The sequence below is a fragment of the Phenylobacterium sp. LjRoot97 genome (genome assembly GCF_964254345.1).
Lineage (GTDB): Bacteria > Pseudomonadota > Alphaproteobacteria > Caulobacterales > Caulobacteraceae > Phenylobacterium.
The window spans coordinates 4234209-4247457 of sequence record NZ_CAXUTH020000001.1 but is presented as its reverse complement, the minus strand read 5'-3'; the positions used below and the strand labels follow the sequence as shown (position 1 = coordinate 4247457).

Annotated in this window: 10 protein-coding genes and 1 tRNA gene; 8 read left to right on the top strand and 3 right to left on the bottom strand. The window is 69.7% G+C overall.

The features are described from left to right. Positions 1 to 33 precede the first annotated feature (33 nt). From ACSQ2H_RS21095 to ACSQ2H_RS21080, 4 genes are all read left to right on the top strand, one after another. Positions 34 to 1209 (top strand): citrate synthase, encoded by a 1176-nt coding sequence (locus ACSQ2H_RS21095; RefSeq protein WP_436063321.1) that lies wholly within the window; start codon positions 34 to 36, stop codon positions 1207 to 1209. A gap of 13 nt (positions 1210 to 1222) precedes the next feature. Beyond that, positions 1223 to 1654, top strand: coding sequence for a nuclear transport factor 2 family protein (locus ACSQ2H_RS21090; protein WP_436063320.1), 432 nt, complete (start codon positions 1223 to 1225; stop codon positions 1652 to 1654). An 84-nt stretch (positions 1655 to 1738) separates the two neighbouring features. Further along, positions 1739 to 2554: a hypothetical protein gene (locus ACSQ2H_RS21085; RefSeq protein ID WP_436063319.1), complete on the top strand. Its 816-nt coding sequence runs from the start codon at positions 1739 to 1741 to the stop codon at positions 2552 to 2554. Between the two features lie 73 nt (positions 2555 to 2627). Further along, the gene (locus tag ACSQ2H_RS21080) at positions 2628 to 3437 is read left to right on the top strand and encodes a hypothetical protein (RefSeq protein ID WP_436063318.1); all 810 of its coding nucleotides are present in this window, start codon (positions 2628 to 2630) and stop codon (positions 3435 to 3437) included. 23 nt (positions 3438 to 3460) lie between these two features. Here ACSQ2H_RS21080 and gltB read toward each other — a convergent pair whose 3' ends face one another. Then, entirely contained in the window at positions 3461 to 8104 is a 4644-nt protein-coding gene (gene gltB / locus ACSQ2H_RS21075) for a glutamate synthase large subunit (RefSeq protein WP_436063317.1), read from the bottom strand. Positions 8105 to 8109: 5 nt separating this feature from the next. Continuing rightward, a complete protein-coding gene (locus ACSQ2H_RS21070) occupies positions 8110 to 9546 on the bottom strand; it encodes an NAD(P)-dependent oxidoreductase (RefSeq protein ID WP_436063316.1) in 1437 nt (478 codons plus the stop codon). A gap of 224 nt (positions 9547 to 9770) precedes the next feature. On the opposite strand from ACSQ2H_RS21070, the gene ACSQ2H_RS21065 reads away from it, so the two are divergent. Next, the gene (locus ACSQ2H_RS21065) at positions 9771 to 10577 is read left to right on the top strand and encodes an undecaprenyl-diphosphate phosphatase (RefSeq protein WP_436063315.1); all 807 of its coding nucleotides are present in this window, start codon (positions 9771 to 9773) and stop codon (positions 10575 to 10577) included. Positions 10578 to 10599: 22 nt separating this feature from the next. Here ACSQ2H_RS21065 and ACSQ2H_RS21060 read toward each other — a convergent pair whose 3' ends face one another. Further along, positions 10600 to 11568: a complex I NDUFA9 subunit family protein gene (locus ACSQ2H_RS21060; RefSeq protein ID WP_436063314.1), complete on the bottom strand. Its 969-nt coding sequence runs from the start codon at positions 11566 to 11568 to the stop codon at positions 10600 to 10602. A gap of 157 nt (positions 11569 to 11725) precedes the next feature. On the opposite strand from ACSQ2H_RS21060, the gene ACSQ2H_RS21055 reads away from it, so the two are divergent. From ACSQ2H_RS21055 to lptC, 3 genes are all read left to right on the top strand, one after another. After that, a tRNA-Leu gene (locus tag ACSQ2H_RS21055) sits at positions 11726 to 11812 on the top strand. A gap of 167 nt (positions 11813 to 11979) precedes the next feature. Beyond that, positions 11980 to 12597, top strand: a complete 618-nt coding sequence (locus ACSQ2H_RS21050; RefSeq protein WP_436063313.1) for a ribonuclease D — start codon at positions 11980 to 11982, stop codon at positions 12595 to 12597. Between the two features lie 7 nt (positions 12598 to 12604). Further along, on the top strand, positions 12605 to 13222 hold the full coding sequence (gene lptC, locus ACSQ2H_RS21045) for an LPS export ABC transporter periplasmic protein LptC (RefSeq protein WP_436063312.1): 618 nt from the start codon (positions 12605 to 12607) through the stop codon (positions 13220 to 13222). The last annotated feature ends 27 nt before the right edge of the window (positions 13223 to 13249 follow it).

Sequence of the window (13249 nt, the reverse complement as noted above, 5' to 3'; positions counted from 1 at the left end):
GGATGCGTCAATCTTGATCAATATAATCAACATATGACCGCGCAAGCCGCCGCCAGACCGCCCGAATGGATCGCCGCCGACGAGGCGCGCGCGCGGCTCGGCGTGCGGCCGCAGACGCTCTACGCCTATGTCAGCCGCGGGCGGGTGCAGGTGCGGCCCGATCCGCATGATCCGCGCCGCAGCCTCTACCGCGTCGCCGACATCGCCGCCCTGACCGACCGCAAGAGCCGCAGCCGCAAGGTGGCCGAGGTGGCGGCGGGCGCGATCTCGTGGGGCGAGCCGGTGCTGACCTCGGCGATCACCACGATCTCGGGCGGCCGGCTCTTCTATCGCGGGCGCGACGCGGCCGAGCTGGCGCAGACCGAGACCCTGGAGTCGGTGGCGCGGCTGCTGCGCGGCGGACATGGCGCGGCGCTGAAGCGGACGGACCGGCCGGCGCCGCCCGAGGGGGCGGACATGCGCTCGCGCGCGTTCCTGGCGCTGGCGGCGCGGGCCGGGCAGGACCCGCCGGCCCGCGGCCGCAACCCGCTGGCGCTGGCGGTCGAGGCCGCGACGTTGCTCGACGTGCTGACCGACGCGGTCGCCGGCCAACAGGGCGGCGGGGCGATCGCCGGGCGGCTGGCGCTGGCCTGGGGCCAGGGGCCGGGCGGCCCGGGGGCGGACCTGATCCGCCGGGCGCTGGTGCTGCTGGCCGATCACGAGCTCAACGCCTCGACCTTCGCGGCGCGGGTGGCGGCCTCGACCGGGGCGTCGCTGGCGGCCTGCGCTCTGGCCGGGATGGCGGCGCTGTCGGGACCGCGGCACGGCGGCGCGGCGGCGGCGGTGCAGAGCCTGGCGCGCGAGGCTGGCGAGATCGGACCGCGGGGCGCGGTGAACGCGCGGTTGGCCGAGGACCGGCACATCCCGGGCTTTGGCCACAACCTCTATCCGGACGGCGACCCGCGGGCCGCGGCGTTGCTGGAGCGGTTCGAGCCGGACCCCGAGATGCTTCGGCTGCAGGCGACGATCAGCGCCATGACCGGCCTGGCCCCCAATGTCGACTTCGCGCTGGTGGCGATGGCGCGGGCGCTGAGGCTGCCGACCGACGCGCCGTTCGCGCTGTTCGCCGTCGCCCGCTGCGCCGGCTGGATCGCCCACGCGATCGAACAAGGCCAGGGCGGCGGCGTTATCCGCCCACGGGCCCGCTATGTCGGCGTCGAGCCTGGCTGAAGCGGAGAGCGTGATGGAAGCTGCCGTCAGGCGATTGTTCGAGCGATACCAGCGCTTCTTCATGCGCGCCCTGGGCGGGGATCTCGACCTGGACGAGGCGACCTCGCTCTACGCCTCGGAGTTCATCGCCGCCACGCCGGCCGGGGTGATGGGCGGCAAGAACGACGCCGCGTTCGGCGAGGCCATGGCCAAGGGCTACGAGCGCTATCGGGCGATCGGGACCAAGGCGATGACGATCCGGGCGGTGCGGGTGTCTCCGATCGACGCGCTGCATTGCGTGGCCCACGTGGCCTGGACGGCGACCTATGCGCGGGACGGGCGGGAGGACGCCGTGATCGACTTCGTCGTCCACTACCTGGTCCAGGCGCTGGCCGGCGAGCCGAAGGTGTTCGGCTGGGTGTCGGGCGACGAAGAGGCGCTGCTGAAGCAGCACGGGGTGGGGTAGGTACGGCCCCGGTTTCAGGGCGCTGACCGATGGCGAGCCCTGCTTGCGGCTGAGACCTTCGCTCCGGACTGAGGAGCGGTGGAGATGGGCGCGACCCTGTTGGGCTGGCTGCTGCTGACCGCGGTGCTCGTACTGGCGGTCGAGCTGGGTTACCGGCTGCACAGCCACGCGCTGGACCGCGCCCGCGGCAGGGGCGAGCTGGAGGCGAGCGAGTCGGGCTCGGGCTCGGGCTATGTGCTGAGCGCGGCGCTGGGGCTGCTGGGCCTGTTGATCGCCTTCGTGTTCAGCATGGCCAACGACCGCTATGTCGAGCGCCGCCAACTGGTGACAGCCGAGGCGAACGCCATTTCGACGGCGGTGCTGCGCTACCAGTTGATGCCCGAGCCGCACCGCAGCGAGCTGCTGCGCAGCATGGCGCAGTACGTGAAGGTGCGGCTGCAGTTCTACGACCTGGGCGCCGACATGGAGCGGGTCGGTGAAGCCGAGGCGCGGGCCGAAGCCCTCCAGGCCACGATCTGGCGGCAGGTCAACGCGGCGGTCCGCACGCCAGAGGGCGCGCCGTACGCCATGGGCGTGATGATGCCGACCAACGACATGTTCAATCTGGAGGCCTCGCGGCGCGCGGCGCTGGAGGAGCGGGTGCCGCCGCGGGCGCTGCATGTGCTGGTCATCTTCGCGGTGGTGACCGCGGCGATCATGGGTCACGGCCTGGCGCACGGGCGACGACGGCATCTGGTCGCGACCTGCGGGCTGTTCGTGCTGGTGGCGATGGCGATCAGCCTGATCGTCGATCTGGACAACCCGCGGCTCGGCAGCGTGCGGGTGCCGCAGACGCCGATGGAGAACGTCGCGCAGAACGTGGAGGCGCTGGCGGCGGGGCTCGTCCCCGGTCCGCCGTGATCCGCCAACGGCCAGGACGCTTGGCGGACGGCGGCGCGAGCCGTGGCGCGCCGCTTCAGCGAAGGAGGGCCAAATGGCTCTGACCATTGCAAGCTGGCTGGGCCTGGCGGTCGTCATGATCCTCGCCGCCGAGATGAGCTTTCGCCTGAGCATGAGGCTGCGTCCGCGACGGCCGAGGGCCGACGATGGCGACGAAGGATCCGGCTACGTGCTGAGCGCGGCGCTGGCCCTGCTTGGCCTGCTTGTGGCCTTCGTGTTCGGCATGGCGGCCGAACGCTACGAGGGCCGCCGGCTGCTCGTCGTCGACGAGGCCAACGCCATTTCCACGGCGGCGCTGCGCTATCAGCTGCTGCCGGAGCCGAACCGCTCGGAGTTGATCCGGACCATGTCGGGCTACGTGAAGGTGCGGCTGGCCTTCTTCGACGCCGGCCGGGACAAGACCAAGGTCAAGGCGGCGGAGGCCGAGGCGGAGGCGGTTCAGGGGCGACTTTGGGAGCAGATCGGGCGGGCGATCCGCACGCCGGAAGGTGCGCCGCTGGTCGTGCCGGTGCTGACCGCCACCAACGAGATGTTCGACCTGGCCGCCGCCCGCCATGCGGCGCTGGACGCGCGGGTGCCGCCGCGGGCGCTGCAGGTGCTGGTGTTGTTCGCGGTGGCGGCCGCGGCGTTGATGGGCCACAGCCTGGCCGCGGACGGGCGACGGCACTTCGTCTCGACCTCGGGCCTGTTCGTGCTGGTGGCGCTGGCGATCAGCCTGATCGTCGATCTCGACAGCCCGCGGGCCGGCAGGGTGCTGGTGCCGCAGGGCCCGATGATCCACGCGGCCGAACAAGTCGAGGCGATGGCGGCGAGGCTCGATGCGCCGCCGCCCCCGTCACCCTAACCCTCTCCCCAAAGGGGGCGGCGCTAAGCTCGGTGATGCACCGCCTCTTCCTCGGCCAACGGCTTGTCGAGGCGGTGGACCATTTCCTTGGGGACGATCTGCCAGAACTTGGGCAGGCAGCGATCCCAGTCGCGCAGGATGGTGTCGGCGAGGACCGAGCCGGTTTCGCGGGCGTGCTCTTCGACCAGGGCCTTGAGCTCGGCTTCCCAGTGGCGGGTCCCGATCCGTTCGACCACGACGCTGTCGCGGTTGAGCATGGTCAGGAAGCGGTCGTTGAGGTCGAGCACGTAGGCCATGCCGCCGGTCATGCCGGCCGCGAAGTTGAAGCCGACCGGCCCCAGCACCACGGCGACGCCGCCGGTCATGTATTCCAGGCCGTTGGTGCCGCAGCCCTCGACCACGGTGACGGCGCCGGAGTTGCGCACCCCGAAGCGCTCGCCGGCCAGTCCGGCCGCGAACAGCCGACCGCTGGTCGCGCCGTAGAGCACCGTGTTGCCGATAATGGCGTTGGTCTGCGCGGCGGCCAGTTGCGGGGCGGGCCGGATCACGAGGGTCGCGCCGGACAGGCCCTTGCCGACATAGTCGTTGGCCTCGCCGGTCAGCTCGATGCGCAGGCCCTGGACGGCGAAGGCGCCGAGGCTCTGGCCGGCCGAGCCCTTGAGCTGGACGGTCAGGTGGCCGGGCGGCAGGCCTTCCATGCCGAACTTGCGGACGATGTGCGAGGAGGTGCGCGAGCCGATCGCCCGGGCGGTGTTTCGCACGGTGTAGGTCAGCTGCATCTTCTCGCCGCGCTCGAGCAGCGGGGCGGCGTCGCGGACGATCTGGGCGTCGAGGGTGTCGGGCACCTCATTGCGGCCCTCGACCGTACAGAATGGCGCGTGCGGGCCGGGATCGGCGCGGACCAGCAGAGGGTTCAAGTCGAGGTCGTCGAGGTGCTCGCCGCCGCGGGAGACTTGTTGCAGCAGGTCGGTGCGGCCGACGATCTCGTTGAGGCTGCGGAAGCCGAGGCCGGCCAGGATCTCGCGCACCTCCTCGGCGATGAAGGTGAAGAGGTTGATGACCTTTTCCGGGCTGCCGGAGAACTTGTCGCGAAGGGCTTGGTCCTGGGTGCAGACCCCGACCGGGCAGGTGTTGGAGTGGCACTGACGGACCATGATGCAGCCCATGGCGATCAGGCTGGCGGTGCCGATGCCGAACTCCTCGGCGCCGAGCATGGCGGCGATGACCACGTCGCGGCCGGTGCGCATGCCGCCGTCGGCCCGCAGCCGCACAGAGTGGCGCAGATTGTTGAGCGTCAGGACCTGGTTGGCTTCCGACAGGCCCATCTCCCACGGACCGCCGGCGTACTTGATCGAGGTCTGCGGCGACGCGCCGGTGCCCCCGACATTGCCGGAGATCAGGATCACGTCCGCTTTCGCCTTGGCGACCCCGGCGGCGATGGCGCCGATGCCGGTCATGGCCACCAGCTTTACGCAGACCCGGGCCTCGGGGTTGATTTGCTTGAGGTCGTAGATGAGCTGGGCCAGGTCCTCGATCGAATAGATGTCGTGGTGCGGCGGCGGCGAGATCAGCATCACGCCGGGCGTCGAGTGCCGCAGCTTGGCGATCAGCTCGGTGACCTTGAAGCCGGGCAGTTGGCCGCCCTCGCCGGGCTTGGCGCCCTGGCTGACCTTGATCTCGATCTCGCGGCACTCGTTGAGGTACTGCGCGGTGACGCCGAAGCGGCCCGAGGCGATCTGCTTGACTGCCGAGTTCGGGTTGTCGCCGTTGGGCAGCGGCTTGTAGCGGGCCGGATCCTCGCCGCCCTCGCCGGAGACGCTCTTCGCGCCGATCCGGTTCATGGCGATGTTGAGCACGCCGTGCGCCTCGGGGCTGAGCGCGCCCATGCTCATGCCGGGGGTCAGGAAGCGCTTGCGGATCTCGTTGACGCTCTCGACCTCGTCGAGGCTGACCGCGCGCTCGGGCGAGCGCAGGTCGAGCAGGTCGCGCAGCTGGATGGTCGGCATCCGCCGCATGCCGTCGGAAAAGGTCTTGTAGGCGGCGTAGCTGCCGGTGTCGCAGGCGCGCTGCAGGGCGTGGATCATCCGCGCCTCGAAGGCGTGGGCCTCGCCGGCGCGGCGGGCCTTGTAGAAGCCGCCGACCGGCAGGGTGATGGCCGCGGCGTCCCAGGCCTTGCGGTGCAGTTCGAGGGCCTTGGCCTCGATTCCGGCCAGGCCGATGCCGGAAATGCGCGAGGGCATGCCCGGGAAGAACTCGGCGACCAGGGCGCGGGATAGACCCAGGGCCTCGAAGTTGTAGCCGCCGCGATAGGACGAGATCACCGCGATGCCCATCTTGGCGATGATCTTTAGGAGCCCGCCCTCGATGGCGTGCTTGAAGTTCAGGCACAGCTCGCGAAGCGTCAGGTCGCCGGTCAGGCCGCGGTCGAGCCGGTCCTGGAAGCTCTCCTGCGCCAGGTAGGCGTTGACCGCCGTGGCTCCGACCCCGACCAGCACCGCGAAGTAGTGGGTGTCGAGGCATTCGGCCGACCGGACGATGAGCGAGACGTAGGAGCGCAGCCCCTTGGCGACGAGCGAGGAGTGCACCCCGCCGGTGGCCAGGATCATCGGCAGGGCGACGCGACCGGGGCCGCTGGCCTCGTCGGTCAGCACGATGGTGGCGCAGCCGCGCAGGGCGGCGTCCTCGGCCTCGGCGCGGATGCGGTCGAGGTTGGCGCGCAGGGCGTCGCCGTCGCGGCTCTCGGGCGCGGGCAGCGGCATGGTGCAGTCGATGACCGCGACGCTCTTCTCGCCGATGAACTCGACGATGCGGCCGTACATGCCGGTGGTCAGCACCGGGCTTTCCAGCACGAAGACGTCGGTCTGGGCCTCGTCCTGGGCCAGGATGTTGCCGAGGTTCTTGAATCTCGTCTTGAGGCTCATCACCGAGGTCTCGCGCAGCGAGTCGATCGGCGGGTTGGTCACCTGGCTGAAGTTCTGGCGGAAGAAGTGCGACAGCGGCCGGTACTGGTCGCTGAGCACGGCCAGCGGGGTGTCGTCGCCCATCGAGCCGACCGCTTCCTTGCCGTCCTCGACCATAGGGGCGAGGATCAGCTCTATGTCCTCCAGGCTCTGCCCGGCGGCGACCTGGCGGCGGACCAGCTCCTCACGCGAATAGGCGCGCGGCTCGGGGCCGGGGGCGATGGTCTTTTCCAGGTCGACCATGTTGCCGAGCCACTGGTCGTAGGGGTGGCGGACGGCGAGCTGGTCGATGATCTCGTCCTCGCCGTAGAGCCGGCCTTCGGCCAGGTCGACGGCGATCATCCGGCCGGCGGAGATGTGGGTCTTGCGGACGATGCGCGACTCCTCGACCCGGCACATGCCGGCCTCCGAGCCCATGATCAGCAGGCCGTCGTCGGTATAGGTCACGCGCAGCGGGCGCAGGCCGTTGCGGTCCTTGCCGGCCACCACCCAGCGGCCGTCGCTGGCGCAGATCGCGGCCGGGCCGTCCCACGGCTCCATCACCGAATTGCAGTAGGCGTAGAGCGCCTTGTGCGCCGGCTTGATCTGCTCGTCCGAGCGGGCGTTCCAGGCCTCGGGCATCAAGAGCGCCTTGGCCATCGGCGCGTCGCGACCGGCGCGGACCAGCACCTCGAAGGTGTTGTCGAGGGCCATGGAATCGGAGCCGTGCGGGTCCTGGATGACCGGCTTCACGTCGTCGCCCATCTCGCCGAAGGCGTCGGCCGCCATCCGGATCTCGTGCGACTTCATCCAGTTGACGTTGCCCTTCTTGGTGTTGATCTCGCCGTTGTGGGCGAGCATCCGGAAGGGCTGGGCCAGGCGCCATTCGGGGAAGGTGTTGGTCGAGTAGCGCTGGTGGAAGATCGCCACCGCGGCGGCGAAGCGTTCGTCGCGCAGGTCGGGATAGAACTCGTCGATGTGCTGGGCGAGGAACATGCCCTTGTAGATCAGCTGTCGGGCCGAGAACGAGCACAGGTAGAAGTGCTGGATGCCGGCGGCGGCGACGCGCTTTTCGATGCGCTTGCGGCACAGGAACAGGGCGCGCTCCAGCGCCTCGCCGGTCAGGCCGGCCGGCGGCGAGAGCATGATCTGCTCGATCTCGGGGCGGGTGGCGTTGGCCTTCTCGCCGATCACCGAGGTGTCGACCGGCACCTGACGCCAGCCGTAGATGTAGAAGCCGAAGCGAAGGGCCTCGGCCTCGACGATGGTGCGGGCCGCTTCCTGATTTCCGAGGTCGTTGCGCGGCAGGAACACTTGGCCGACGGCGATCGGGCCGGGGCGCAGGACGTGGCCGATGCGGGTCACCTGGTCGGCGAAGAAGTCCTGCGGCACGCTCAGCAGCACGCCGGCGCCGTCGCCGGTCTTGCCGTCGGCGTCGACCGCGCCGCGGTGCCAGACGCTCTTCAGGGCGGTGATGGCCAGCTCGACCACCTCGCGGCGGGGCTTGCCGTCCAGGGCGCAGACCAGGCCGACGCCGCAGGCGTCGCGCTCGTCGGCGGGGGAGTAGGCGTGGGCGGCGGTCAGGGCGGCGCGGTTGGCGGCGTACCGATCCAACTCATCGCTCGCCCCGGCGAAGGCCGGGGCCCAGGCCGAGGTTTGGTTCTGCACGGCTTGCGCGGCTTCGACGCTGTTCGGGTCCCCGCCTTCGCGGGGATGAGCGGTCTTCATCTGAGTCACTCCGCGGCCAGCAGCGCGCGCTGCGAGAGGTGTTGGTGGATGGCGTCGGCGGCGTCGCGGCCGTCGCGGATGGCCCAGACCACCAGCGAGGCGCCGCGGACGATGTCGCCGGCCGCGAAGACGCCGGGCAGGCTGGTCTGCATGGTCTTGAAGTCGGCCTTGAGCGTGCCCCAGCGCGAGACCGCGAGGTCGGGGGCGGCGAACAGGGTCGGCAGGTCCTCGGGATCGAAGCCGAGGGCTTTGATCACCAGGCCGGCGGGCAGGTCGAAGTCGCCGCCCTCGACCTCTTCAGGCGCCTGGCGGCCGGAGGCGTCGGGCGGGCCGAGCCGCATGCGGATGGCGCGCAGGCCGTCGGCGTGGCCGGCGTCGCCGAGCACGGCGCGCGGGGCGGCCAGCCATTCGAACACCACGCCTTCCTCCTCGGCGTGGGCGACCTCGCGGGCCGAGCCCGGCATGTTGGCGCGGTCGCGGCGATAGAGGCAGGTGACCGACTTCGCGCCCTGGCGCACGGCGGTGCGCACGCAGTCCATGGCCGTGTCGCCGCCGCCGACCACGACGACGTCGCGGCCCGCGGCGTTGAGCTCGCCGCTGTCGTAGGCCGGAACGCTGTCGCCGAGCCCTATGCGGTTGGAGGCGATCAGATAGTCGAGCGCCGGCGCGACCCCGGCCGAGCCGGAGCCGGGGGCGACGAGCTCGCGCGCCGCATAGACCCCCGTGGCGATCAGGATCGAGTCGTGGCGGGCGCGCAGTTCGTCGAGGCTGGCGTCGCGGCCGACCTCGAAGGAGAGCTTGAAGACGACCCCGCCCTCGGCGAGGCGGGCGGTGCGGCGCTCGACGACCTCTTTTTCCAGCTTGAAGCCGGGGATGCCGTAGATCAGCAGGCCGCCGGCGCGGTCGTGGCGGTCGTAGACGGTGACGTCATAGCCGCCTTCACGCAGCCGCTCGGCGGCGGCGAGGCCCGCGGGGCCAGCGCCGATGATCCCGACCGACTGGCCGCGGGCGGGGCCGGCGCGCAGCGGCTGGACCCAGCCTTCCTCCCAGGCCTTGTCGGTCAGGTAGCGCTCGACCGCGCCGATGGTGACGGTGCCGTGGCCGGACTGCTCGATGGTGCAGGAGCCCTCGCACAGGCGGTCCTGCGGGCAGATGCGGCCGCAGATCTCGGGCATCGAGTTGGTCGCCTGGGAGAGCGCATAGGCTTCCTCGAGGCGGCCCTCGGCGGTCATCCGCAGCCAGTCGGGGATGTTGTTGTGCAGCGGGCAGTGGGTCTGACAGAACGGGATGCCGCACTGCGAGCAGCGCGAAGCCTGCTCGGTCGCCTTGGCGTCGATGAAGTCGGCGTAGATCTCGTGGAAGTCGCCCGAACGGGTCTGCGCGGCGCGTTTGGCGGGCGTCGTGCGCTCGACCGTCGTGAACTTCAGCATGCGCTCGGCCATGGCCGCAAAACCTCCACACCCGGATGTCAGGCAGGGTCGTGTAGCGGCGAATGCGCGGCGGCAAAAGCTGATGGTAAAATTATGAGACCAATTGAGTCCTCGCGGCGGCGTGCATCGGTCAACTCGTCCACTGGTCGCCGATAAATAGTCCCAAAAATGGATGAACTGGAAATTTACCCTGTTCATCGCCCTTGATCGCTCAATCTCAATCCATGGAGTCGCCCGTGTCGGACTGGATCGCAGCCGTCATCCTCGGCCTTGTCGAAGGCCTGACGGAGTTCATTCCGGTCTCGTCGACGGGCCACCTGCTGCTGACCAAGAAGCTGCTGGGCCTGCCCAGCGGCTTCTGGGACACCTTCAGCGTCATGATCCAGCTGGGCGCGATCCTGGCGGTGGTGGTGATCTACTTCCAACGGCTGTGGGGGGTGTTCATCCGCCTGCCCAGCGACCCGAAGGCGCGGTGGTTCGCGGCCAGCGTGCTGATCTCGGTGCTGCCGTCGATGGTGGTGGCGTTCTTCGCGCACGACTTCATCAAGACCGTGCTGTTCGAGAGCATCGGCCTGATCTGCGTGATGCTGATCGTCGGCGGCGTGATCCTGCTGCTCGTCGACCGCTGGGCCCCGACGCCCAAGGAAGACGACGCCATGAACTTGACCTGGAAGCGGGCGCTGGGCGTCGGCCTCTGTCAGTGCCTGGCGATGGTGCCGGGGGTCTCGCGCTCAGGGGCGACCATCGTCGGCGGCGTGATGATCGGCATCGACCGGCGCGCGGCGGCCGAGTTTTCGTTCTTCATGGCCATCCCGACCATGGTCGGGGCGTTCGTGCTGGACTTCTGGTCCAACAAGGACGTGCTGACCGGCGACAATCTGGGGATCATCGCGATCGGCTTCGTGGTCAGCTTCCTGTCGGGTCTGGTCGTGGTGAAGACGATGCTCGACTTCATCAACCGCTTCGGGCTGGCGCCCTACGGCTGGTGGCGAATCTTCGCCGGCGTGGTCGGCCTGGGCGTGCTGTACCTGCACGGGGGCTGAGCCCCCGTGGCCGACGGCCCGATCAGGCCGCGGTGATGACCTGATCGGCGAACTGGCCGCCCTTGCGGAAGCGGTAGAGATAGGTCGGGGCGATGGCCTCGAGCGTCATCGGCGAAGTGACGCCGAGATCGGCCAGGCCCGGCAGGGCCGGATCGGCGACGTTGTCGGTCTTCAGCACCTCGACCTGGCCGGCGGTGATCGGCGGCGACAGCGGCGTGATCAGGCCGATCGGAGCGCTGAGCTTGGCCAGCAGGCCGGCGATCCCGAACGGCATCGGGACCAGGAAGCGGCGGCGGCCGGTTTCGGCGACCACCAGCTCGACGATCTGGCGCACGGTGAAGACGCCCGGGCCGCCCAGTTCGTAGGTGCGCCCGGCGCAGGCCGGGTCGGTGACCGCGGTGGCCGCGGCGCGGGCCAGATCGCCGACATAGATCGGCTGCAGGCGGGTCTCGGCGCCGATCAGCGGCAGCACCGGGCTGTAGACCGCCATCTGGCCGAAGGTGTTGAGCAGCTTGTCGCCCTGACCGAAGACCACCGAGGGCCGCAGGATGACGGCGTCGGGGAACTCGGCGCGGGTGACGGTCTCACCCTCGGCCTTGGAGGCGACGTAGTCGGCGGCGCCGGCGGTGTGCGCGCCGATGCCGGAGATCAGCACCAGGCGCTCGACGCCGAGGTCGCGGGCGGCGCGGGCGACGTTGCGCGCGCCGTCGACGTGGACCGCGGCCAGCTTCTGGCGGCCAGTGTCATGGAAGATGCCGACGGCGTTGATCGCGGCCTGAGCGCCGGTGAGCGCGCGGCGCACCGAAGCCTCGTCGCGGATATTGGCCTGGACGACCTCGACCTGACCCACGTCGCCCATCAGGCGCATGGTGTGGGCCAGGTGCGGCTGGCGAACGGCCACGCGAATGCGCAGGCCCTGCTTGGCGAGGGCCCGAACAATCTGGGTTCCGATGAAGCCTGATCCGCCGAAGACCGTGACCAGATCCTGCATGCCGTGCGTCCGCATATGAAAACAAAGAAGGTTCCGAGCCGCCCGGATAGACGAACCGGCCCGGCGCTGCAACGAGACTTCGAATATTGCGACAGAGCGTGTTGACCGCGGCTGAGCGGCGCCCTAAAGAGCGCCCTCCCCGATCCGAAGGGACCGGGCCCAGGTGGCGGAATTGGTAGACGCGCTGGCTTCAGGTGCCAGTGGCCGAAAGGTCGTGGAGGTTCGAGTCCTCTCCTGGGCACCACTCTTTGACAGAGTGGCGCTCGTTCAGCTCCCAGACATCATGGATCCTGCAGGTTGCGTCGGCGTTGCGCGGCCGCGACAGGTGTATGTCGATCGCCGGTCTGCGCCTGTGCGACGCAGATCGCGCGCTATATAGGGTGGCGCGACGTGAAGTTTCGGAGACGGTTCTTGGCCAATCACCTGCATATCGGCGACCTTCCCGACGGCCTGTTCGCGGACGCGGAGGCTGTCGCGATCGATTCGGAGACCATGGGCCTGCAACTCGGCCGCGACCCGCTGTGCGTGGTGCAGCTGTCCGACGGCAAGGGCGACGCCCACCTCGTCCAGCTGAACCGCGAGACCTATGACGCGCCGAACCTGAAGCGGGTGCTGACCGACCCGAAGATCCTGAAGATCTTCCACTTCGGGCGGTTCGACATCGCCATGTTCCACCTGCACCTGGGGGTGGTCACCGCGCCGGTCTACTGCACCAAGATCGCCTCGAAGCTGGCCCGCACCTATACGGACCGCCATGGCCTGAAGGATGTCAGCAAGGAACTGCTGGGCGTCGACATGTCCAAGGCCCAGCAGAGCTCGGACTGGGGCGCGGCCAAGCTGTCGGACGAACAGATCGCCTATGCGGCCTCCGACGTGCTGCACCTGCACGCCCTGCGCGCCAAGCTCGACGCCATGCTGGAGCGGGAAGGCCGCGACGGCCTGGCCCGCGCCTGCTTCGACTTCCTCCCGCACCGCGCCCTGCTGGACGTGAGGGGCTGGGAAGAGGTCGACATCTTCGCGCACGCCTGAGGCGCCGATGTCGCTGGCCGCCGCCACAGTCCAACTACCTGTCCGCAGCGACTTCGAGCGCTGGCGGCGGCGTTCGCGGCTGATCCGGCGGCTACGGGTCATCCTGCCGGCGCTGATCGTGGCGATCCTGGTCAGCCTGATCGGCTTCATCGTCCACACGACCTTTCTCGGCCGCGACGCCGCCCCGCGCGAGGCCGACGCCCCGATCGAGCTGGTCAATCCGCGCTTTGTCGGCAAGGACGACAAGGGCCGCGCCTTCGTGCTGACCGCGGCGACGGCGGTGCGCGACGAGAACGACTACCAGCGGGTGCTGCTGGACAAGCCGGCGCTGATCCTCGACGCCGAAGGGGTGAACCCGACGCGGGTGACCGCCAAGTCCGGCGTCTACAGCGAGGATCGGCGGGTGCTGAACCTGGACGGCGGGGTGAAGATGAGCGGCGGCGACGTGACCTTCGACACCGCCAGTTCGATCTTCAACACCGCGACGGGCGAACTGGAGGGCGAGGGGCTGATCTCCGGCGCCTCGTCGCTTGGCGAAATCACGGCGAAGTCCTATGGCGTGTACGACAAGGGCGAGCGCCTGGTCTTCAAGGGCGGGGTGCGCGGACGTATCGATTCGAAGTAGAGCTTGCGGACTCGATCTTTTCGCACT

Excerpts from the sequence above, each read along its gene's own strand:
- ACSQ2H_RS21095 (WP_436063321.1), top strand. The coding sequence starts at position 34 with ATGACCGCGCAAGCCGCCGCCAGACCGCCCGAATGGATCGCCGCCGAC.
- ACSQ2H_RS21090 (WP_436063320.1), top strand. The coding sequence starts at position 1,223 with ATGGAAGCTGCCGTCAGGCGATTGTTCGAGCGATACCAGCGCTTCTTC.
- ACSQ2H_RS21085 (WP_436063319.1), top strand. The coding sequence starts at position 1,739 with ATGGGCGCGACCCTGTTGGGCTGGCTGCTGCTGACCGCGGTGCTCGTA.
- ACSQ2H_RS21080 (WP_436063318.1), top strand. The coding sequence starts at position 2,628 with ATGGCTCTGACCATTGCAAGCTGGCTGGGCCTGGCGGTCGTCATGATC.
- gltB (WP_436063317.1), bottom strand. The coding sequence starts at position 8,104 with ATGAAGACCGCTCATCCCCGCGAAGGCGGGGACCCGAACAGCGTCGAA.
- ACSQ2H_RS21070 (WP_436063316.1), bottom strand. The coding sequence starts at position 9,546 with ATGGCCGAGCGCATGCTGAAGTTCACGACGGTCGAGCGCACGACGCCC.
- ACSQ2H_RS21060 (WP_436063314.1), bottom strand. The coding sequence starts at position 11,568 with ATGCAGGATCTGGTCACGGTCTTCGGCGGATCAGGCTTCATCGGAACC.
- lptC (WP_436063312.1), top strand. The coding sequence starts at position 12,605 with ATGTCGCTGGCCGCCGCCACAGTCCAACTACCTGTCCGCAGCGACTTC.